Origin of the sequence: Microbacterium sp. AG1240, assembly GCF_003635115.1 — a bacterium.
In the GTDB taxonomy this organism is placed as follows: Bacteria; Actinomycetota; Actinomycetes; order Actinomycetales; family Microbacteriaceae; genus Microbacterium.
Map to the genome: position 1 here is coordinate 382,264 of NZ_RBXJ01000001.1, position 20,996 is coordinate 403,259.

Annotated in this window: 20 protein-coding genes; 12 read left to right on the top strand and 8 right to left on the bottom strand. The window is 72.0% G+C overall.

Going from position 1 to position 20,996, the window contains the following annotated elements; genetic code table 11:
* Nucleotides 1-19: 19 nt before the first annotated feature.
* The 5 genes from DEU34_RS01760 (at nt 20) to DEU34_RS01780 (ending at nt 5,002) form a co-directional block, all read left to right on the top strand.
* Nucleotides 20-898, top strand: a complete 879-nt coding sequence (locus DEU34_RS01760) for a carbohydrate ABC transporter permease (protein ID WP_396652109.1) — start codon at nt 20-22, stop codon at nt 896-898.
* The gene (locus tag DEU34_RS01765) at nt 895-1,719 is read left to right on the top strand and encodes a carbohydrate ABC transporter permease (protein ID WP_121148316.1); all 825 of its coding nucleotides are present in this window, start codon (nt 895-897) and stop codon (nt 1,717-1,719) included. Before DEU34_RS01760 ends, DEU34_RS01765 begins: the two co-directional genes overlap by 4 nt.
* Nucleotides 1,720-1,768: 49 nt before the next feature.
* Entirely contained in the window at nt 1,769-2,731 is a 963-nt protein-coding gene (locus tag DEU34_RS01770) for a glycosyl hydrolase family 32 (RefSeq protein WP_121148318.1), read from the top strand.
* Nucleotides 2,728-3,885, top strand: coding sequence for a serine hydrolase (locus DEU34_RS01775; RefSeq protein ID WP_121148321.1), 1,158 nt, complete (start codon nt 2,728-2,730; stop codon nt 3,883-3,885). Before DEU34_RS01770 ends, DEU34_RS01775 begins: the two co-directional genes overlap by 4 nt.
* 124 nt (nt 3,886-4,009) lie before the next feature.
* Nucleotides 4,010-5,002 carry an NADP-dependent oxidoreductase gene (locus DEU34_RS01780; RefSeq protein ID WP_121148323.1) on the top strand — a complete coding sequence of 331 codons (993 nt, stop codon included), beginning with the start codon at nt 4,010-4,012 and terminating at the stop codon, nt 5,000-5,002.
* Nucleotides 5,003-5,112: 110 nt separating this feature from the next.
* Here the strand turns inward: DEU34_RS01780 and DEU34_RS01785 are convergent, their stop codons facing one another.
* Genes DEU34_RS01785 through DEU34_RS01810 form a run of 6 tightly spaced genes read right to left on the bottom strand, consistent with a single transcriptional unit; the run spans nt 5,113 to nt 12,111 of the window.
* The gene (locus DEU34_RS01785) at nt 5,113-6,537 is read right to left on the bottom strand and encodes an alkaline phosphatase family protein (protein ID WP_121148326.1); all 1,425 of its coding nucleotides are present in this window, start codon (nt 6,535-6,537) and stop codon (nt 5,113-5,115) included.
* Nucleotides 6,534-7,694, bottom strand: a complete 1,161-nt coding sequence (gene eboE / locus DEU34_RS01790; RefSeq protein ID WP_121148328.1) for a metabolite traffic protein EboE — start codon at nt 7,692-7,694, stop codon at nt 6,534-6,536. Before eboE ends, DEU34_RS01785 begins: the two co-directional genes overlap by 4 nt.
* A gap of 2 nt (nt 7,695-7,696) precedes the next feature.
* Entirely contained in the window at nt 7,697-8,581 is an 885-nt protein-coding gene (locus DEU34_RS01795; RefSeq protein WP_121148331.1) for a TatD family hydrolase, read from the bottom strand.
* A 28-nt stretch (nt 8,582-8,609) separates the two neighbouring features.
* On the bottom strand, nt 8,610-10,043 hold the full coding sequence (locus tag DEU34_RS01800) for an EboA domain-containing protein (RefSeq protein ID WP_121148333.1): 1,434 nt from the start codon (nt 10,041-10,043) through the stop codon (nt 8,610-8,612).
* Nucleotides 10,040-10,903 carry an SCO3242 family prenyltransferase gene (locus DEU34_RS01805; RefSeq protein ID WP_121148336.1) on the bottom strand — a complete coding sequence of 288 codons (864 nt, stop codon included), beginning with the start codon at nt 10,901-10,903 and terminating at the stop codon, nt 10,040-10,042. Before DEU34_RS01805 ends, DEU34_RS01800 begins: the two co-directional genes overlap by 4 nt.
* Nucleotides 10,900-12,111: an inositol-3-phosphate synthase gene (locus DEU34_RS01810; protein ID WP_183042311.1), complete on the bottom strand. Its 1,212-nt coding sequence runs from the start codon at nt 12,109-12,111 to the stop codon at nt 10,900-10,902. Before DEU34_RS01810 ends, DEU34_RS01805 begins: the two co-directional genes overlap by 4 nt.
* Before the next feature lie 743 nt (nt 12,112-12,854).
* Between DEU34_RS01810 and DEU34_RS01815 the strand changes: the two genes are divergently transcribed.
* A complete protein-coding gene (locus tag DEU34_RS01815; RefSeq protein ID WP_121148341.1) occupies nt 12,855-13,160 on the top strand; it encodes a DUF3253 domain-containing protein in 306 nt (101 codons plus the stop codon).
* On the opposite strand, the gene DEU34_RS01820 is transcribed toward DEU34_RS01815, so the two are convergent.
* Nucleotides 13,157-13,618 (bottom strand): MarR family winged helix-turn-helix transcriptional regulator, encoded by a 462-nt coding sequence (locus DEU34_RS01820; RefSeq protein ID WP_121148343.1) that lies wholly within the window; start codon nt 13,616-13,618, stop codon nt 13,157-13,159. The two genes, DEU34_RS01815 and DEU34_RS01820, sit on opposite strands and share 4 nt — an antisense overlap.
* A 102-nt stretch (nt 13,619-13,720) precedes the next feature.
* On the opposite strand from DEU34_RS01820, the gene DEU34_RS01825 reads away from it, so the two are divergent.
* The 5 genes from DEU34_RS01825 to DEU34_RS01845 all read left to right on the top strand — a co-directional run bounded on the left by DEU34_RS01825 (nt 13,721) and on the right by DEU34_RS01845 (nt 19,012).
* Nucleotides 13,721-14,191 (top strand): MaoC family dehydratase, encoded by a 471-nt coding sequence (locus tag DEU34_RS01825; RefSeq protein WP_121148346.1) that lies wholly within the window; start codon nt 13,721-13,723, stop codon nt 14,189-14,191.
* A gap of 70 nt (nt 14,192-14,261) precedes the next feature.
* Nucleotides 14,262-15,860, top strand: coding sequence for an AMP-binding protein (locus DEU34_RS01830; RefSeq protein WP_121148348.1), 1,599 nt, complete (start codon nt 14,262-14,264; stop codon nt 15,858-15,860).
* Nucleotides 15,857-17,038 carry an acyl-CoA dehydrogenase family protein gene (locus DEU34_RS01835; protein WP_121148351.1) on the top strand — a complete coding sequence of 394 codons (1,182 nt, stop codon included), beginning with the start codon at nt 15,857-15,859 and terminating at the stop codon, nt 17,036-17,038. The genes DEU34_RS01830 and DEU34_RS01835 overlap by 4 nt, the downstream gene beginning before the upstream one ends.
* A gap of 84 nt (nt 17,039-17,122) precedes the next feature.
* Nucleotides 17,123-17,962, top strand: a complete 840-nt coding sequence (locus DEU34_RS01840) for a helix-turn-helix transcriptional regulator (protein WP_121148353.1) — start codon at nt 17,123-17,125, stop codon at nt 17,960-17,962.
* 120 nt (nt 17,963-18,082) lie between these two features.
* Nucleotides 18,083-19,012, top strand: a complete 930-nt coding sequence (locus DEU34_RS01845) for an SDR family oxidoreductase (protein WP_121148355.1) — start codon at nt 18,083-18,085, stop codon at nt 19,010-19,012.
* 3 nt (nt 19,013-19,015) lie between these two features.
* On the opposite strand, the gene DEU34_RS01850 is transcribed toward DEU34_RS01845, so the two are convergent.
* Complete coding sequence (locus DEU34_RS01850) at nt 19,016-19,987, bottom strand: LLM class flavin-dependent oxidoreductase (protein WP_121148358.1); 972 nt, start codon at nt 19,985-19,987, stop codon at nt 19,016-19,018.
* Nucleotides 19,988-20,091: 104 nt separating this feature from the next.
* Here DEU34_RS01850 and DEU34_RS01855 point away from each other — a divergent pair, with 104 nt between their 5' ends.
* Complete coding sequence (locus DEU34_RS01855) at nt 20,092-20,979, top strand: carbohydrate kinase (protein WP_121148361.1); 888 nt, start codon at nt 20,092-20,094, stop codon at nt 20,977-20,979.
* Nucleotides 20,980-20,996: the final 17 nt, after the last annotated feature.

The following is a 20,996-nucleotide window of genomic DNA, read 5'->3' on the forward strand; positions in this document are numbered from 1 at the left end:
CCCCCGTCGGGCCACTGCTATCGCGGTGGCCCGACGGGCCACGCTCGTCGGCTGGGCGCTGCTCGTGCCGGCGCTGCTGGCCTACGTCGGCTTCGTGATCTGGCCGCTCATCCAGGGCGTGCAGTACTCGTTCTACGACTGGAACGGCGTGGGCGTGGCCACCTGGGTCGGCGTCGAGAATTACCTGCGGGTGTTCACCGACCCCGACCTGCTCGGTGCGATCCGCAACGCGTTCCTGCTCATCGCCTTCTTCACGGTCATCCCGGTCAGCGTCGGGCTCGTGCTCGCGACGCTCATCCGCTCGATGAAGGCGGGCGCGTTCGCCAGCATCTCGCAGACGATCCTCTTCCTCCCGCAGATCATCCCGCTCGCCGCAGCCGGTATCGCCTGGTCGTGGATGTACGCCCAGACCGGCGCGGTCAACCAGATCCTCAGCGGCGTGGGCCTGGGCTGGATCACCCGGTCGTGGCTCGCCGACTACACCACCGCGCTCCCCGCCGTGGGCCTCATCGGGTCGTGGGTGCTCACGGGTCTGTGCACCGTGCTCCTGCTCACCGGCATCGGCAAGATCGACGTCTCGCTCTACGAAGCGATCCGTCTGGACGGCGCCGGCTGGTGGCGTGAGTTCTTCACCATCACGCTCCCGGGGTTGCGTCAGGAGATCGCCGTGCTCGTCACGCTGACGGTCATCGCCGCCCTCAGCAGCTTCGACATCATCTACACCTCCACCCAGGGAGGGCCCGGCCGGGCCACCCTCGTGCCGGGTCTGTCGATCTTCCGCATCGGGTTCACCCAGAGCGACGTCGGACTCGCCTCGGCGTTCGGCATCGTGCTGATGGTGCTCATCCTCATCGTCGTGCTGCCCATCCAGCGCCTGTCCCGGACGGAATCCCGATGATCGCCAACCGCACCGAGGTGATCCTCGGCCGGACGCTCCTCATCCTCGCCCTCATCCTCACCGTGATCCCGCTGGTGAGCATGCTCTCGGCCGCGCTCGCACCCGCCGACCGCAACCCGACCGGCATCGAGTGGCCGAGCGATCCGCAGTGGGGCAACTTCGTCACCGCCTTCGAGACGGGCAACGTGCTGCGGCTCATGGGATCGAGCACCCTCATCGTGCTGGGCGTCGTGCCGATCAGCCTGCTGATCGCGACCCTCGCCGGATACGCGCTGGGAGGCCTCCGCGTGAAGGGCGGTCGCGGCATCCTGATCTTCTTCGTGCTCGGTCTCACCATCCCGTTCGAGTCGCTCATCATCCCGCTCTACTACCAGGCGCAGGCGATGGGCACCCTGAATACGCAGTGGGCCGTCATCTTCCCGCTGATCGGTCTGTTCATGCCGTTCAGCGTGTTCTGGATGCGCGCGCACTTCATCAACGTGCCGCCGGAGCTCGGCGAGGCGGCGCGGGTGGACGGAGCGAGCACGTGGCAGGAGTTCCGCCGCATCCAGCTTCCGCTCGCGATGCCCGCGCTCTCGGCGCTGGCGATCCTGCTGTTCATCTGGACCTGGAACCAGTTCATCCTGCCGGTGGTACTCATCGCCGACCCGCTGAACCGCACGGTGGCCGGTGCGCTCACCTTCTTCCAGGGGCAGTACTCGCTCAGCATCCCCCTCCTCAACGCCGGAGCGCTCATCATCATCACCCCCGCGATCGTGCTGTTCCTGATCTTCCAGCGACAGTTCATCAAGGCCTTGCTGCAGGGCGCGGTGAAGGGGTGAGCCCCCGCTCGCCCCTGGCCGCCGCCGCTCACCACGACAGGACACCCGTATGACGTTCTCCCGACCGGACTCCTGGGTCTGGGACTTCTGGATCGCCCGCGACGGCGAGACGTTCCACCTCTTCTACCTGCACGCGCCGCGCTCGCTCGGCGACCCCGACCTGCGGCACCGCAACGCCCGCATCGGGCACGCGGTCTCCACCGACCTGCGCGACTGGGACGACCTCGGGGTGGTGATCGGACCCGGACCCGACGGGTCGATCGACGCGTCGGCCGTGTGGACTGGATGCGTCGTCCGCGACGACGCGCGCTGGCTGATGTTCTACACGGGGTCGCGGTTCTTCCGCGACGGCGAGATCACGAACGTCGAGACCGTGGCGATGGCCGAGTCGAGCGACCTGAACGACTGGACGAAGCTGCCCTTCGCGCTGAGCGCCGACCCCGAGCGCTACGAGGTGCTCGCCGACGGCACCTGGCACGAGGAGGCGTGGCGCGACCCGTGGGTCTTCCGCGTCGGAGACGAGTGGCACATGCTGCTGACGGCCAGGGCGCGCGGCGCCGCCGACGACCGCGACCGCGGCGTCATCGCCCGTGCACGATCGCGCGACCTGGTCGAGTGGACGGTCGAGGCGCGGGTCTCGGCTCCGGGCTCGGGGTTCGCGCACCTCGAGGTGCCGCAGGTGGTGTCGGGCGACGGCGTGGAGGTCGTGATCTTCTCGTGCGACAGCGCCCACCTCGCCGGCGACCGCGCCGGCCAGCGGGGCGGCATCTGGGTGGCGCGACGCGACCCAGAGACGGGGTGGATCGACGCGGGCGAGGCTCGTCTGCTCGTGGATGAGAGCCTCTACGCCGGGCGGATCGTGCGCGACACCGACGGAGCGCTGTCTCTGATGGGGTTCGAGAACATGGTCGACGGATCGTTCGAGGGCCGCATCGGCGACCCGCGGAGGCTCGAAGCCGACGACGACGGACTGCTGGTGCTCGCCGGCGACCGGGAAGGTGCACGCGCATGATCGCCATCGACGGCAGCGCTGATGCCCGGTTCGACCGGGTCATCGACGCCTTCGGCTCGGCCTTCGACGGGCGCCCCGACATGGGGGCAGCGCTCGCCGTGCGCGTCGACGGACAGCCCGTGGTCGACGTCTGGGCGGGCGTGGCGGATGCTGAGACGGGCGCGCCCTGGCGCGAGGACACCGTCAGCGTGGTCTTCTCCTGCACCAAGGGGCTCATGTCGATCCTCGCCGCCCGCGCCGTCGAGCGCGGCGATCTGCGATACGGCGACCCCGTGGTGGGGCTCTGGCCCGAGTTCGGCGTCGGCGGCAAGCGGGGCGCGACCGTGGCCGACCTTCTCGCGCACCGCGCGGGTCTGTCGGCGCCGCGCGTCGACCTCTCGGAAGACGACATCGTCGACTGGGCGCGCGTGACCGGGGTGCTCGCCCAACAGGAACCGCTGTGGACCCCGGGAGACGAGTACGCCTACCACGCGATCACACACGGCTGGCTCATCGGCGAGGTGCTGCGTCGACGCACCGGCCGCTCGGTGGGCGACCTCTTCCGCGACGAGGTCGCAGGCCCCCTCGGCGCCGACGCCTGGATCGGGCTGCCCGCGGCGATCGAGCCGCGCGTGGCGCCGATGCGGATCGGCGCGACCCTCGCCGCCGCGACGGAGGAGATGCTCCGGCCCGACGGCGGCCGGTCGTGGCCCGCGCGGGCGATGACCCTCGGAGGGGCGCTGCCGGCGTCCCTCGTCGGCGACGGCATCGGCTTCAACTCGCCGCGTGTGCGGGCGGCCGAGATCCCCGGCGCTGGTGGCGTCGCGTCGGCGCGGGCCCTGGCGGCGATCTGGTCGGCGACCGTGACCCCGACCGACGGGGTGCGCCTGCTCGGCGACGAGGCGCGGGCGGCCGCGACCGTGCCGGTGAGCTCCGGACGCCCCTTCTTCGAGGCCGCGCCCCCGTGGCCGCGCTGGGGCATGGGGTTCCAGCTCGACTCCGAGGCGCGGCGCTACCTCTCGCCCGACGGCTTCGGCCACGACGGTGCGGGCGGACAGGTGGCCTTCGCCGATCCGGGTCGCCGCGTGGGCTTCTCCTTCGTGACGAACCTGATGGAGGCCGGCGACGACCGCGGCACCCGGATCGTCGCGGCGCTCGCCGACGCCCTCGCCTGACAGCATCCGGAGAAAGGTCTTGCATCGTGGCGCCGTTCTGCTACGAATAGCTCTACGACGACCGGCTTCCGGTCCGGCCGCCGGGTGACGCACTGTCGCGTGCTTCGACGAAGGGTCGTGGATCGTGTCCAAGAAACCGCCTCGCACGGATGTCTACGAGTACGACGAGCTGGGCGGCGCCGACGTCCTGCAGCTGAGGACGCACGATCTCCCTTCGCCGGGCCCGGGCGAGGTGACCGTCGAGGTGATCAGCGCCGGCATCAGCCACATCGACGGGTTCCTGCGGACGGGCCGCGAGTCGGCCTGGGAGGAGGACTGGCCGCGACGGTCGGGCAGCGAGTTCGCCGGCGTGGTCGTCGCGCGCGGCGACGGCGTCACGGCGTTCTCCCTCGGCCAGGACGTCATCGGGCACGTCTCGAGCGGCGCGCACGCGACGTACCTGAACGTGCCGACCGCCGCCCTCGTGCGAAAGCCCCGCGAGGTGACGTGGGAGGTCGCGGGCGGCCTCTACCTCGCCGGAGCCACCGCGCTCACGGTGCTCGACGAGCTGCGCATCGGAGCCGACGACACCGTGGTCATCTCCGCCGCTGCCGGCGGGGTGGGCAGCATCGAGGCGCAGGTCGCGAAGCACCTCGGGGCAAGAGTGATCGGAACGTGCGGGGAGCGCAACTTCGACTATCTCCGTCAGCTCGGCATCAAGCCCGTCAAATACGGCGACGGCCTCGTCGACCGCATCCGCCGCGCGGCGGACGGCCGCCCCATCACGGCCATGATCGACAACTTCGGCAAAGACGGCCACGAGCTGCTTCCCCAGCTCGGCATCCCCGCGGGCCGCTACCGCTCGAGCGCCGACCGACGCGACATCGAGCTGCGCCTGCTCGACAGCGACCCCGAGGCGGTCGCGAAGGGCACAGATCTGCTGCGCCGCGTCGCCGAGCTCGCCCGCGTCCGCGCGTTCACCCTGCTCGTCTCGGGCTTCTACCCGCTCGCCGAGATCGCCGACGCCTACAACGATCTCGACAAGCTGCACTCGCGCGGCAAGGTCATCCTCGCCACGCACCCGGTCACGACGGCCCGCACCCCGAACGCCCGCCAGATCCACGAAGCCGCCCTGTGACGCCCGTGCGGTGCGGAGGAGATGTGCAGGCGGGAGGGCGTACGCCCCCGGGTTCTCCTCCCGTCTGCGCGACTCCTCCCGTGTGACCGCGGGCGAAGCCGGATGCGGCGTCAGACGCGCGAACTGCGCCGGGTCGGCGCGTTCACCGGCGAACCGTGGGCGGCCAGGACGAGGTCGCGCACGTCGGTCGCGGCGACCGAGGTGACGCTGTCGTCGAGCAGCGCCGCATCCGAGCACAGCAGCAGCGGGGTGTCGGCCGCAGACTCCGGCAGGCGGCCGTGGGTGCCGCGCACCCACGAGGGGTCGAGCGGCACGGTGCTCATCGCGTAGCGCAGGCCGAGCTTCTTCTTGACCAGGTTGAGGCCCGCTTTGGCCTTCGCGAGGCGGTCGGCGGGGTCGAAGAACAGCTCGGCCGGGTCGTACCCGGGCTTGCGGTGGATATCGACTCCGCGCGCGTACTCGGGGGCGAGGTCGTCGTCGAGCCAGAAGTAGTAGGTGAACCAGGCGCCGGGCTCGGCGACCACGACGAGTTCGCCCGACCGCTCGTGGTCGAGTCCGTACGCGGCCTGCGCCTCGCGGTCGAGCACCTCGTCGACACCGGGGAGCGCCCGCAGCAACGAGGCGACTCGCGCGATGTCGCTCTCGTCGTCAACGTAGACGTGCGCGACCTGGTGGTCGGCGACGGCGAAGGCGCGCGAGGTCCACGGGTCGAGCTGTTCGCCGCCGTCCTGCACGTACACCTCGAGCAGGCCCTCGCGCCGCAGCGCCCGGTTGATGTCGACGGGTCGGTCGGCGTCGGCGATGCCGTACTCCGCCAGTGCGACGACGGTGTAGCCGCGGGCCTCCGCGTCGTCGAGCAGCGGCGCCAGCGCGGTGTCGAGCTCGCGCGCGGCGCGGTCGGCCTCGGGCGAGTTCGGACCGAAGCGCTGCAGGTCGTAGTCGAGGTGCGGGAGATAGGACATGACCAGCTCGGGAGCGGGGGAGCCCCACCGCTCGCTCAGCATGCCGCGGGTCGCGTCGATGAGCCACTGCGACGAGGCGATGGTCGCCGTCGGCCCCCAGTACTGGAAGAGCGGGAAGTCGCCGAGGTCGCGCACGAGCGGGTCGTGCAACGCCGCCGGGCGCACGTAGGCGTCGGGGCTCTTGCGCCCGTCGGCGTGGTAGATCGGTCGCGGGGTCACGGTCACGTCGGTCGTCGCACCCATCGCGTACCACCAGCCCAGGTTCGCCGCGCGGTAGCTCGAGTCGCGGCGTCGCGCCGTCTCCCACAGCTTCTCGCCGGCGACGAGCTTGTTGTGCTGCCGCCACAGCATCGGGTCGCCGAGCCCGCGGAAATACCATCCGTTGCCGACGATGCCGTGCTCGCGCGGCATGGTTCCGGTGAGGATCGTCGACTGCACGCTGCACGTGACGGCCGGAAGGACCGTCTCGAGCTGCACGGTGCGGCCGCGGTCGCCGAGGGCGCGCAGCCGCGGCATGGCGGCGAGGGCGCGCGGGGTCAGGCCGACGATGTCGAGGAGGAGGACGTTCTTCATGATGGGGTGACCTCTGCGGGGAGTGTGAGGGCGGGGGCGAGCTGGGTGATCGCCCAGCGGAGTTCGGCGGCGATGCCCTCGACGAGCGAGTCGGGCTGCAGGTGGTCGGGGAGCACCGTCCACGTGTAGGTCTCGACGTCGAGGTGCGCCTCGCGGCCGTGCGGGGTCTGCAGCACGGCGTCGACGGCGGCGCGCAGCACCTCTGTGGTGGCGCGCAGGGGCGGGGCGGGGGTCGCGTGCAGGGGGATGTGCACGTGCACCCGCCACGGCCGATCCGTCGGCCACGCGGGGTCGGCCGCGAGCACCTCGGGCAGGTCGTCGGCGGCGAACTCGGCGACGGATGCGGCGGGCCGCGCGCGCACCTGGTGCACGTAGCGCGCTTCGGCGAACGGGGCGAGGGCCTCCCGCGCCCCGTCGGCGGAGGGGTCGGTCAGTTCGAGCGCGACCGACGCCTGCACCTTCACGATGCGCACGCCCGCCCGCTCGGCCGCAGCGACCGCGGCGGCGGGGTCGGCGAACGACACGGCGAGGTGGCAGGTGTCCAGGCACAGGCCCAGGAGTCCGTCGGCCGAGAGGTGCGGGCGGGCGCCCAACCAGGCCACCACGTCGGCGACGTCGTCGAGGATGCAGCCGGGCTCCGGCTCGATGCCGACGCGCACGGTGCGTCCGGTGCGCCGTTCGATCTCGCGCAGACCGTCGGCCAGGGCGCCCAGCGCGGCCTCCGCGGCGGCGTCGGCCGCCGCATCCCATCCCTCCCGCCACCCGAGCGGCAGCGTCGAGATGCTTCCCGATGCCCCCTCGGGCAGCAGCTCGGCGAGAAGGGTCGCGCAGTCGAGCGTGTACCGCAGGCGCTCGGCGGTCGTCCAGTCGGGCCGGTAGACCGCGAGCTTCACCACGTCGTCGTGGAACCCGCGATAGGGGAACGCGTTGATCGTGCGCAGCGTGAGCGCATTGCGATCCAGCGCGGTCGACAGCCGCGCGCGGGTCGAGGCGTCGGCGGCCAGAACCGCGGCGGTCTCGGCCGGGATCCAGAGTCCGACCCCGAGGGTGGCGAGTCCCGCCGCAGCGCGCACGGGGCCGGCGTGCACGTCGAGCTGCTCGATGATGCCGTCGAGGTCTTCGGCCGGGTGCACGTTGGTGCAGTACGACAGCTCCACGCTCAGGCCTCGCGACGCGACGCGACTCCGCGCAGCACGGAGTTGCCCTCGAAGAGGTCGGGCCCCTGGCGCTCGGGCTCGAAGCCGGGCACGGGATCGAGGATGAGTCGGCCGCTCTGGCCGTAGAAGTCGACCGGGTTCTGCCACAGCACGCGGTCGACGTCGGCGGCGGTGAAGCCCGCGTCGAGCATGGCCCGACCGGTCTTGGCGGTCTTGAGGGGGTCGGAGCGCCCCCAGTCGGCGGCGGAGTTCACGATGACCCGGTCGAGACCGATGCGCTGCATGATCGCCACGACCCGCTGCTCGTCCATCTTGGTGTCGGGGTAGATCGAGAAGCCCATCCACGCCCCGCTGTCGGCGACCATGTCGACGCAGGTCTCGTTGAGGTGGTCGACCAGCAGGTGCTCGACGGGCAGCCCCGACTCGATCGCCACGTCGAGCGTGCGGCGCGTGCCGGTGACCTTGTCGCGGTGAGGGGTGTGCACGAGCGCGGGCAGTTCGTACTCGATCGCGAGGGCGAGGTGCTGCGAGAGGATGTCGTCCTCCTCGGGCGTCATGGAGTCGTACCCCGTCTCGCCGACCGCCACGACGCCGTCCTTCACCAGGTAGCGCGGCAGGTGCTCCATCACCTCGCGGCAGCGGGGGTCGTTCGCCTCCTTCGGGTTGAGCGCGATCGTGCAGTGGTGCCGGATGCCGAACTGCGCGGCGCGGAACCTCTCCCACCCGATCAGCGCGTCGAAGTAGTCGATGAACGACCCGACGGTGGTGCGCGGTTGCCCGAGCCAGAAGGCGGGCTCGACGAGGGCGCGGACGCCGGCGTCGTACATGGCCTCGTAGTCGTCGGTCGTGCGGGAGGTCATGTGGATGTGCGGGTCGAAGATGCGCATCGGTTCGCCTTTCGGGAAGAGGGACGGGTCAGGCGAGGACGAGGAGGGAGATGTCATCGGGGATGCTGCGACCGGCCGCTCGACGCTCCTCGGCGTAGCGGGCGGCCATCTCCGACAGTTCGGTGTCACGTCGGCGTTCGAGTCCGCTGACCACCGAGAGGGGGACGCCCATGAACACGAGCTTGAGCACGCCGTGCCGCCAGGCGTGGTCGTCGAGGTGCGCGGCGGCGAAGCCGCCCATGGCGGCCGCGACCAGCCGCGGGTCGTTCGTGCGCAGTGCGTCTGCGACGAGCTCGCCACCGATGCGCTGCCACTCGGGATCGAGGTCGGCGTCGCGGTCGACGAGCAGGTTGAGCCCGCGCAGCACGCCGCGGCGCTCGGCGTCGTCGCCCTCCCGGTAGAGGGTCGCGACGAGATCGGCCCCCGCGGCGTCGGACGAGGCGAGGGCGGCCACGAGCGCGGCACGGGCGACGTCGTCGACCGTCCCACCGACGCCCTGGGTGTCGGCGGGGTCGATCGGTTCGCGCCCCACGGCGCGGCCGGCCTCCGCGAACAGGCGCCGTGCCCGGCGGGGGTCTGCGGCGACGGTGTCGACGGCGGCTGCGGTCCAGGGGTGGGGCTCGGGGGATGCGGCGCTCATGATGGCCTCCATGCTCGTGCGGGCGAGCCGCGGGGCGTCGAAAGAATGACGGGGCAGCTCGACGGCCGCGACCCCGCGGTAGCCGATCTTCGAAAGCGTCGCGAAAGCCGCGGCGAGGTCGAGCTGCCCCGAACCGAGCTCCAGATGCTCGTGTACGCCGGGCATCATGTCGTCGACCTGCACGTTGAAGAGCAGGTCTCCGGCGGCCCGGAGCGCCCCGACGACCCCGTGAGGCTCGACGGCGACGCAGTGCCCCAGATCGACGGTGATCCCCACGTTCACCGGGTCGCCCAGGGCGGTTCGCAGCCGCAGCGCGTCGTCGACCGTCTCCACCAGCATGCCCGGCTCCGGTTCGATCGCGAGGCGGACGCCGGCGGCCTCGGCGAAGGGAACCAGACCGGCGAGACGCTCCACGAGCAGCGTCCACCCGCGCTCGGCCGCGACCTCGCCCGGGAGCACACCGCTCCACAGCGAGACGCAGTCGGCCTCGAGGACCGCGGCGATCTCGACGGCGCGGCGGAGGAACAGCATCCGCTTCTCCGCCTCGACGTCGACGAGGGTCGGGCGGTGCTTCTGCCACGGATCGAGCAGGTAGCGCGCGCCGGTCTCGACAACCACGCGCATCCCGCGATGGCGCAGGTCGTCGCGCAGCGCCAGGGCCTCCTCGCGCCAGTCGTCGGCGAACGGGTCGAGGTGCGGGTGCCCGAGGGTGAGCGCCACCGCCCGGTATCCCGACCCCTCGAGGACATCGAGGGCATCGGGCAGGGTGTGGTCGGCGAAGCCGTTCGTGCCGTACCCGATCACCCAATCGGGCCCGGTCATGTCACGTCGCCCTTCGAGCGGAGTCTGGCCAGCACGCGTCCCGCTGCCTGCACCGCGATGAGCACGGCCGTCGGAACGACGGCGCCGGTGCGCGCGACGAGCGCGGTCTGCAGCGGCACCATCGCGTGGATGCTGGCGCGCGCGGCCGATCGTGCGTGCTCCGCGTCGGGCTGCCGTGCGGCCGCCACCTGCGACGGCAGAGCGGCGGCGAGGTAGCCCGCGCCGCCGAGGAGGGCGGCGGTCGTGTGCGGTCCGGCTCCGGCGACGGAGGCCGCGGCGGCGCCCACGCTCGCGGCGGCGGTGGCGCCGGCGGTGGCCGAGGTCGTACCGTTCACCTCCCCGCGCGCGATGACGGTGAGCGAGGCGGTGTGCGCGGCGACGATGATCGCGGGCACGATCGCGCGTCGCCACCCGGGTCCGGCCGCGCCCATCATCACGTCGAGTCCGCGGCAGACCGCCATGACGACCGGACCGAAGCGGGTCGGCTTCGCCACGAGATCGTACGTCCAGATCGAAGCGGCCAGTGCCAGCGAGATCCACCCCGACGAGCGGCGGGAGGCGAAGGCCAGGCCCACGCCCGCGGCCGTCAGCCCCGCGCCGACCTTCAGGGCGGTGTCGCGGCTGATGCGCCCCGACGGGATCGGACGCTCGGGTCGCTCGACGGCGTCGAGGTCGGCATCGGCGTAGTCGTTCAGCGCCATGCCCGCCGCATACAGGCAGGCCGACGAGGTCGACAGGGGCAGCGCCGAGACGCCCGCGCGGCCGCGCGCGTTCGTCGCGCCGACGACGGTGTCGCCGATGGCGGTCAGGGCCGCGGGGGCCCGCACGAGGTCGAGCAGATCGGTCAGGCGGCCGGTCATCCGGCGCTGACCTCCTCCGCCAGGCGAACGAGGACACCGGTGCGCTGCACCCACGCGACGTACGCGGCGGTCTGGTCGGCGAAGGCGTGGGTGTCGCTTCCCCACGGGTCTTTGAAGAAGCATCCGAGTTCAGCGATCGCACCCGACTGGCCGGCCGCCGTCGCCAGCGCGAGCACGCGCACGAGGTCGAGCACCAGAGGCGCGGCGAGCGTCGAGTCGTACGCGCTCCACGTCGTCTGCAGCGTCACGCGGCTGCCGAGGAAACCGACGGCGCTGATGTGGTCCCACGCGGTCTTGACGTCGCCGAGGTCGGGCACGTTGTCGATGTGGAGGGGGGCCACGACGTCGTCGCCGACGAGCGAGTGCAGTCCGCGATTCTTCGACACGAGCTTCGAGCGCACGGCCTCGGGATCGGCCAGGGTGGCGCCGTCGCCGCCGCCGAGGAGGTTCGTGCCCGCCCACGAGCGCACCTTCAGGTTGCGCGCGGTGAACATGGGCGCGAGCACGGTGCGCAGCAGGGTCTCGCCGGTCTTGCCGTCCTGGCCGGCGAAGGCGATGCCGGCCGCCTCGGCCCGGGCGCGCAGCACGGGGAGGTTGAGACTCGTCGAGGGGGTGAAGGCGGCGAGGGCGGCGCCCGCCTGGATCGCCGCGGCGGCGGCGACCGCGCTCGCCGGCAGCACCCGCTGCGTCGGGTCGGCGAGGGCATCGCGCAGAGCCTCTTCCGAGTGGAACGCCGGGTGGTCGGCGGGGAGCGGCTCGGTCGACGACACGTCGACGACCACCACCGTGGCGAGGCCGTGCCGGTCGCGGAAGTCGGTGATGTCGGCCGCCATGCGGTCGATGTGGTGCTGCTGGGTCGGGCCGGAGAGGTCGATGAGGCGCAGGTCGTCGTCGGTGCGGTCGAGGTCGGCGCGCACCGCGTCGACGAGCGCGTCGGAGAACATGCCGCCGGCGGCGAGCGAGGCGGCCTTCGCCGCGAGCGGGACCTCGTAGATGTCGTGGCCGCCGATGACGATGTCGTCGAGGGCGACCAGCGGCACGTCGTCGAACTCGTCGTTCTCGGTCGTCAGGCCGGTCGGAGCGGCGGCTCCGCGGGCGAGGGCGAACAGGCCCACGGTCGCGGTGGTCGCGAGCGACCCGCGGGCTCCGATGAACCAGGCGCCGACACGGGGCGTGGTGAAATCGGGAGAAGAAGCACTGTCGGTCATCATTGTCCTTGCTCTGTGCGCGGCGGTGCGCGGGGCGCTTCGCGGGGGACTGAGGCGCTACACGACCGTATGTCGACCTAATGCCTTCGGTCAAGCAGAAGTCGCGGTGATGTTTGATAAAAGGTGAGGTATGCCGCGCGCGCTTTCGCGCGCCGCGCCCGCCGAACGCTCGATCCTCCGCCCGTCGCCCCGACCGCTCGCCGCGTCCCTCGCACCTGCCTGCCCCATCCGGCCGACCCCTCCTCTGACGGCTGCACCCCGTGCCGACCCTTCCCGCCCGCCGCTCCGGGCCGGCTGCAGCCCGTACTCAGGATGGCTGGCGGCCCGTCCTCCGACACGCCGAGGTCCAGGGGCGCGGCGGCTGTTTCATCCTGAGTTCGGGCAGCGGGCCAGGCAGCATGGGCCTGGCCGCCGGGGTCTGGGAAGGGGTGGGCGCGGGGGAAATCCCGCCGGCTGCTGCCGCCCGCACCGTGACGGCTGCACCCCGTGCCGACCCTTCTTCCCGCCCGCCGCTCCGGGCCGGCTACAGCCCGTACTCAGGATGGATGGCAGCCCTGCCGGCGACACGCCGGGTTTCCGGGGCGCGGCGGCTGTTTCATCCTGAGTTAGGTCGTAGGGCTAGGCAGCACGGGCCCAGCCGGGCCGCAGCGCGGCCACCCCGGGCCCGGTCGCGCCGGGGGATCAGGGTCGGGGGTGCGGCGCAAGCCCCACCAGCCGCGGGGCTGGGGGAGGGAGGATCAGGCATGCCCGAGCAGCCGTCGACAGCGCAGTACGCCGCATCCGACCGGGATCTCGAGGCCGCGATCCTCGGCCTGCTCGCGCAGCGCGCCGCGACGTCGACGATCTGCCCCTCCGAGGCCGCGCGGGTCGTCGGCGGTGAGCACTGGCGGGAGCAGATGGATGCTGCGCGGGCCGCCGCCGCGCGACTCGAAGCCGCCGGCGTCGTCGACATCACGCAGGGCGGGGAGGTCGTGGACCCGGCGACCGCGCGGGGGCCGATCCGCATCCGCCGCCGGCCTACGGCCGCGGGATCGACGCCGGACGCCTAGGAGCGCTTCGTCGGGGAGCCCGGGTTCTCGATCGCCGAGTCGGCGAGGTTCCGGCGCGCCCGGCGCAGGAAGCCGGCGAAGAGGGCGACCTCGTCGTCGTCGAAGTCGCCGAGCATGGCGTCCTCGATCGCGCGAACGGTCTCGGCCATCGCGTCGATCTTCTCGATGCCGGCCGGGGTGATCGACAGCAGGATCTGCCGCCCGTGGTCGGGGTCGCGATCCCGGCGGGCCAGCCCCGCGTCCACCAGGGGGGTCAGGGTCTCGGCCATCGACTGCGGCCGCACGAACGATCGGCGCGCGAGGTCGGACGACGTGAGGCCCGGAAGCCGTTTGAGCACCGTCAGCGCCGTGTACTGCGCGTAGTTCAGCCCGTGCGAGGCGACAGCGTCGATGAACGGCCGTCTCACGGCCATCTCCGTCCGCTTGAGCAGGTAGATGAGGCCTCTGTCGCCGGGCATGTTCTCGGGCGTCCCTTCCGCGGAGTGGCCCCGCGGAATTCATCATGTCACCCGAGAGAGTTGCAGGTAGCCTGACATCAATCGCGTTCGAAGGAGAATGAGATGACCTCACCGGATGCTGCGCGCCTGAGCGTGTCGCTGGACGACCTCCCCACCCTCGTCGGCCGCTCCTTCGGGCCGTCGTCGTGGCGGGAGATCCCGCAGTCGGAGGTGAGGGCTTTCGCGGATCTCACCGGGGATCACAACCCGATCCACCTCGATCCCGAGATGGCGGCGACGACGCCTTTCGGCGGCACGATCGTGCACGGCTATCTCACCCTGAGTCTCGTCGTGCCCCTGATGGCCGAGGTGTTCGAGGTCACGGGGATCGGCGTGGGCATCAACTACGGGCTCGACCGCCTCCGTTTCCCGGCGCCCGTACCGGTCGGCTCGCGGGTGCGGATCGCGGGGGAGGTGACCGCGGTCGACGAGGTCGCCGGGGGGCTGCAGGTCGCCGCCCGCGTCGTCTTCGAGGTCGAGGGCGGGTCCAAGCCCGCCTGCGTGGCCGACATGGTGCTGAGGTACTACCGGTGAGCGCGGCCGCCCTCGCCCCGGCGGCGCCGGAGGCGACCGCAGACGCCCTCGTCGAAGCGGCGGCCTGATCGTGGAGGCGCACTACGCCGACCTCTGGCATCGGATCGCGCAGGCGGTCCCCGATCGTCCTGCCATCGTCACCGTGGGCGAAGGGGCGATGACGTACCGCGAGTTCGACGACGCCGCGGCCCGGTTCGCCGCGCTCGTCGCCGACCTCGGGCTTCGTCGTGACGACAAGGTGTCGATCCTGCTCCACAACCGTCCCGAGTGGCTCGTGACGTTCGCCGGATCGATCCGGGTCGGAATCGTCCCCGTCTCGCTCAACTTCCGCTACCGCGCCCACGAGGTCGCGAGGCTGCTCGACGACTCCGACTCGGCGGCCGTCGTCTACGCGGCCAGCCTCGCACCGGTCGTCGCCGAGGCGGTGTCGATCCTCGGCCGGCCGATCGCCCTCCTCCAGGTGCAGGACGTGGATGCGGAGCTGCTTCCGGGAGCCGTGGACTTCCGCGAGCACCTCGCCCGCGCCCCGTTGACGTACGAAGACCCGGTCGACGGCGACTTCTTCATGTACACGGGTGGCACGACCGGAGCGCCGAAAGCTGCGGTGTGGAGCGTGAGGCAGATGCTCTCGATGCAGGTCTACAACGCCTACGTCACCGCGGGACGCCCGTTGCCAGAGACCCCCGAAGACGTCGTCCGGCTCGCGACGGACCCGGCTCACGGGCGCATCGTCGCTCTGGCGCTGTCGCCCTACATGCACGGCACGGCGCTGACCACCGTCATCAACGCGCTCCTCCTGGGCGGCACCGTCGTCGTACTGCCGACGGCGAGATTCGATGCGGTGGGCGCGGTGCGCGCGATCGTCGACGAGCGCGTCACCCGGGTCGCCGTCGCGGGAGACGCGATCGCCCTGCCGCTGCTCGAGGCGGCGGACGAGGTGGGTATCACCGAGCTCCCTCTCCTGGATTCCGTGCTGTCTTCGGGCATGAGGTTCAGCGATACGACGAAGGCGCGCCTCCACGCGCTCGGTCCGGTCGTCATCACCGACATCCTCGCCTCCACCGAGGGCGGGGCGGTGGGCCTCGGCATCACGCGGTCGGCCGATGATCTCCCCGCGCGATTCCGGCTGACCCCGGGCACGGTGGTGCTCGACGACGCTCTCGCGGAGGTGCAGTCCTCGCCCGGAGCGACGGGGCGCATCGCCTTCACCGGCGGCATGCCCCGCGGGTACTACAAGGATGCGGCGAAGACCGCCGCCAACTTCGTCGAGATCCGCGGGCGCCGCCACATCATCGCGGGCGACCTGGTGCGCGTCGAGGCCGACGGCTACATCGAGCTCCTCGGCCGCGGCGCGACGGTCGTCAACTCCGGGGGAGAGAAGGTGTTCCCCGCCGAGGTCGAGGAGTCGCTGCTCCGGCACCCTGCGGTGCTCGACGCCGTGGTGTTCGGCATCCCCGACGAACGATGGGGGGAGGTCGTCGCCGCGGCGATCGCGGTGGAGCACCCCTCGTCCCTCTCCCGCTCGGAGGTGATCTCCCACGTCGGGGCGGAGCTGGCAGGCTACAAGAAGCCCCAGCGGCTGCTCGTCGTGACGGATCTCGAGCGCACCGGGAGCGGGAAGGTCGACCTGGCCGCGCTCCGGGCCCGACTTCTCCAGGAGGAAACGTGACCGCTCTGTACCCCGTCTCCGACCTCTACGGATTCGCCGACCTGCTCACCGATGCCGAGACCGCCAAGCTGAGGTCGCTGCGCGAGCTGCTCGAGACGCAGCTCGCGCCGATCCTCCCCGACTTCTGGGAGCGCGCGGCCTCGCCGGTGCACCTGCGCGAACCGCTGCGCGACCTGCGGCTCGTCGACGACCCCGCGTTGCTCGGGCCCGACGGGCGCACGCGGGAGCTGTACAACGGCTTCCGGGCGTTCGAGTTCTCTCGCACCGACATCAGCACGGGCATGCTGTTCCACGGTCAGACCGCGATGTTCCGCGAGCTCGTGCGCCAGGGCGGCAGCGACGAGCAGGTGTCGGCGTGGGACGACGCGATCGTCTCGTTCGAGATGACCGGATGCTTCGCGCTCACCGAGCCCGATCACGGCTCCGACGTCGCGGGCGGCCTCGCCACCACCGCGCGGCGCGAGGGCGAGGAGTGGATCCTCGACGGGGCGAAGCGGTGGATCGGCAATGCGGCGCACTCGGAGTTCGTCGGGGTGTTCGCCCGCGACGTCGCCGACGGCCAGGTGAAGGTGTTCCTCGCCCGCACCGATGACCCCGGAATGACCCTGACCACCATCGAGCGCAAGGCCGCGCTGCGGCTGATCACCAACTCCGACATCACCCTCGAGGGCGTCCGCGTGCCGGAGTCGCACCGGCTCCAGCGGGTGTCGTCGTTCGCCGACGTGTCGGCGCTCTTCCGCACGCTCCGACCCGATATCGCCTGGATCGCCGCGGGTGCGCAGGCCGGGGCGTACGAGGCGGCGCTCCGGTACACGCTGTCGCGCGAGCAGTTCGGACGCCCGATCGCGGGGTTCCAGCTCGTGCAGGACAAGCTCGTGCGGATGCTGGGGAACATCACGGCGTCGCTCAGCATGGCCGTCCGTCTCGCCGAGCGGCGACAGGCGGGAGTCTCGCGCGACGAAGACTCCGCCCTGGCCAAGGTATGGCTGTCCGATCGCCTGCGCGAGACCGTGGCGTGGGCTCGCGAGGTCGTCGGCGGCAACGGGATCGTCATCGACAACGACGTCGCGCGGTTCTTCACCGACGCGGAAGCCGTCTACACCTACGAGGGCACCCGCGAGATCAACACCCTGATCGTGGGGCGGGCGGTGACGGGGCTGAGCGCCTTCACGCGCTGAGGGGTGGATCGACGAGTCCTGGCGGCCGGGTCATCACGCGTGTAGGAACGACAGGGCGGGCCGATCCCGCCGGAGGAGGGGCGCATGATCGATCGTTCGGGGTTGGCGACGTTCCTGCGGCGTCGACGCGAATCGCTGCAGCCCGAAGACGTGGGGCTCGGGCGCGGGCAACGCCGGAGGACCGCGGGGCTGCGTCGCGAGGAGGTCGCGGCGCTGTGCCACATGTCGACCGACTACTACGCGCGGCTCGAACGGGGCACCGGCCCGCACCCGTCCGAGCAGATGATCGCCTCGATCGCGCAGGGGCTGCACCTGTCGCTCGATGAGCGCGACCACGTGTTCCGCCTCGCCGGCCACAACGCGCCGGCTCGCGGCGCGGACAGCGACTTCGTCGGCCCGGGGCTCCTGCGCATCCTCGATCGTCTCCACGACACCCCCGCCGAGATCGTCACCGAACTGGGCGAGACTCTGCGCCAGACCCCGCTCGGGGTCGCCCTCCTGGGCGATGCGAGCGAGCGCATCGGGCCGGCGCGCAGCCTGGGCTACCGATGGTTCACCGAGCCGGCGTCGCAGGAGGCCTACCCGGTCGAGGATCGCGCGCACCTCTCCCGCCTCTACACGGCGGGGCTGCGAGAGATCGCGACGATGCGGGGAGAAGATTCACGGGCCGCCCGCCTCGCCGCTCGACTGCGGGGCGAGAGCGACGAGTTCGCGCGTCTCTGGGACGCCCACGAGGTCGGCATGCGTCCGCCCGACGTGAAGCGCTTCCGCCATCCCGTGGTGGGGGAGCTCGAACTGTCGTGCCAGACGCTCCTCGACCCCGACCAGTCGCACCGGCTGCTCGTCTACACGGCGGTGCCGGGCAGCGAGAGCTACGAGAAGCTCGAGCTTCTCGCCGTCGTCGGCGCGTCGTCGCTGTCGTGACGCCCGTGGGGTGCTCCCCGCATCCGTGGATCGTCAGGCCCTGAATATCCGGACGCCGCGGAGCGAGCATCGAGGTACATCGCTTTTCGCGGCTCCGGGCCGCACGACCGAGGAGTCCTCATGGCACGCCGCATCGATATCACCATCCCCGACCTCACGGGAAGGATCGCCGTCGTGACCGGCGCCAGCGACGGGATCGGGCACGTCATCGCCACGCGCCTGGCCCGCGCGGGCGCCGAGGTGGTCATGCCGGTGCGCTCGCCGGCGAAGGGGGAGCGAGCCGCCGACGGGATCCGCTCGGCGGTCCCCGCGGCATCGGTCTCGACGCGCGTGCTCGACCTGTCCTCGCTCGACTCGGTCGGCGCCCTCGTAGACGAGCTCCGCGCCGAGGGGCGTCCGATCCACCTGCTCGTCAACAACGCCGGCGTCATGCAGCCGCCCCGCCGGCAGGAGACGAGCGATGGACACGAACTGCAGTTCGGCACGAACCATCTCGGGCACTTCGCGCTCACACTGGGTCTGATGCCGCTGCTGCGCGAGGGGACAGCGCGCATCACGCACCAGACGAGCATCGCCGCCCGCAGCGGGGCGATCGGCTGGAACGACCTGGACGGGCGCGACCATTACGACGGGATGGCCGCGTACAACCAATCGAAGCTCGCGGTGGCCCTGTTCGCCCGTGAGCTCGATGCGCGCAGCCGCGAGGGGCAGTGGGCGATCACGAGCAACCTGGCGCACCCGGGCATCTCGCCGACCAACCTTCTCGCGGCCCAGCCGGGGATGGGTCGCGAGAAGGACACCGGCGGGCGACGGGTGGTCGGTCTTCTCTCGCGTCTCGGCATCGCCGGCACCCCCGAGACCGCAGCGCTTCCCGCCCTCATGGCGGCCACCGACCCGGCGGCCCTGGGCGACGAGTTCTACGGTCCGATCCGTGGGATCGGGGGCAGGCCCGCTCGGAAGGAGTTCTGGGCACCGATGCGCAGCATGGCCGACGCGCGTCGGCTGTGGGAGGCGTCGGAGAGCCTCGTCGGCGCCCGGTTCGCGGTCTGACTCCTAGCCGAGGGCGCCGGCGAGGTCGTCGAGCGCGGCGGAGCGGTCGGCACCGACCGGGGTGAGCACGACGCTCGTCGCACCGGCCGCGTGGCGGGCGGCGATCCCGGCGCGCACGCGGTCGGCCGTGCCCGCGAGGGTGAGAGCCTCGATCCACTCGTCAGGGAGTGCGGCGGCGAACGCCTCGGGGCTGCCCGTCCGTTCGCGCAGCGCCACGACATCGTCGGCGAACGGCAGGGGCGCGATGTGCGGGTGCCAGTCGGGCTCGCCCACGACGCCGAGGGTCGGCCGCACGAGTTCGCGCGCCGCAGCATCCGTCGGGGCGACGGCGGCGATGTCGTAAGCGACGACGATCGGCGCCGCAGCATCCGTGCGTCCGGTGTCGAACGCGGCGGTCTCGATCGACGCGCGGATGTAGGCGGGCGCCGACGGTTCGGCGAGCACGACGCCCTGGGCGACCCGCCCCGCCGCCGCGAGCGATCGAGGACCGCGGACGCCCCACACGATGGGCGGGGGCGTCGACGGGACGAGGTCGAGACGCAGGCCCGCCACGTCGACGTAGCGACCGGCCTCGGGGGTCGGCTCGCCGCGGAGAAGAGCGGTCAGCGCGGCCGTGTATTCGCTCAGCAGCGTGAGGGGGCTCTTCGGCCACACCCCGAGCGAGCGCATCCAGTGCGGCATGCCGTGGCCGACGCCCACGATCACGCGGCCGGGGAAGAGCTCGCCGAGCGTGGCGATCTCCATCGCGGTGAAGGCGACGTTGCGTGCACCGGCGGGGAGGATGCCCACGCCGACCGTGATGCGACGCGTCGAGGCGAGGACGGCCGAGGCCTGGGCGATACCGCCGCGGAAGCCCAGGTCTTCGACGACCCACAGCTCGTCGAATCCGAGTTCCTCGGCCCTGCGGGCGAAGGAGACGACCTCGCCGGCCGGCAGATCGCGGGGCAGCATCACTCCCACATGCTCAGGGCTCATCGTCGTCCGCCTTTCGTGGAACGGGGCACCCCATTATGGCAACGCCCCCGAGGCCCGCCGCGTAGATTCGAGGGACGCGGCCCCCGACCGTCACAGGAGAGTCCATGAGCACCGCCCCCACCCCCGACGTCGTCGTCATCGGCGAAGCGCTCATCGACATCGTCGAGTCTCGCGACGGCACGACCGAGCACGTCGGCGGGAGTCCCGCGAACGTCGCGCTCGGTCTCGGCCGCCGCGGGGTCGGCGTCGCGCTCGTCACCCAGCTCGGGAGAGACGACCGGGGAGCGCGGATCGCCGCCCACCTGGAGGAGTCGGGCGTGGTCGTGCCGCGGGAGTCGTTCGCCTCGGATGCGACGTCGACGGCGCGCGCGCGGATCGCCCCCGACGGCCAGGCGTCGTACGCCTTCGATCTCGCATGGGACCCGTTCGTCGTGCCCGCCGATCTGCGCCCGCGGGTGCTCCACACCGGGTCGGTCGCGGCGTTCCTCGAGCCCGGAGCCACGTCGGTGCGCGAAGCGCTCGGCGACACCTCGGCGGGCGAGGTCACGTTCGACCCGAACATCCGGCCGGCGCTCGTCGGCGAGCACGCCGCGGCGTTCGCCGCCTTCGAAGCCACCTCCCGTCTCTCGACGGTGGTCAAGCTCAGCGATGAGGATGCGGCGTGGCTCTACCCCGGAGCGTCTCCCGACGCCGTGGTCGACGCGATCCTCGCACTCGGTCCGCGACTGGTCGCCGTGACCCTCGGCGGCGAGGGCGCGATCATCGCGACGAGCACCGAACGGCTCACGATCCCGGCCGAGAGGGTCGCGGTGGTCGACACGATCGGCGCCGGCGACACGTTCATGGCGTCGCTGGTCGCGTCGGTCGCCGCATCCGGGAGTGCCGACCTCGACCGGGACGCCCTCGAGCGGATCGGGGGCGACGCGATCCGCGCCGCCGCGCTGACCGTCTCACGCGCGGGCGCCGATCTCCCCTGGGCCCGCGAACTCTGAGCGGGCGATCCGCTCCG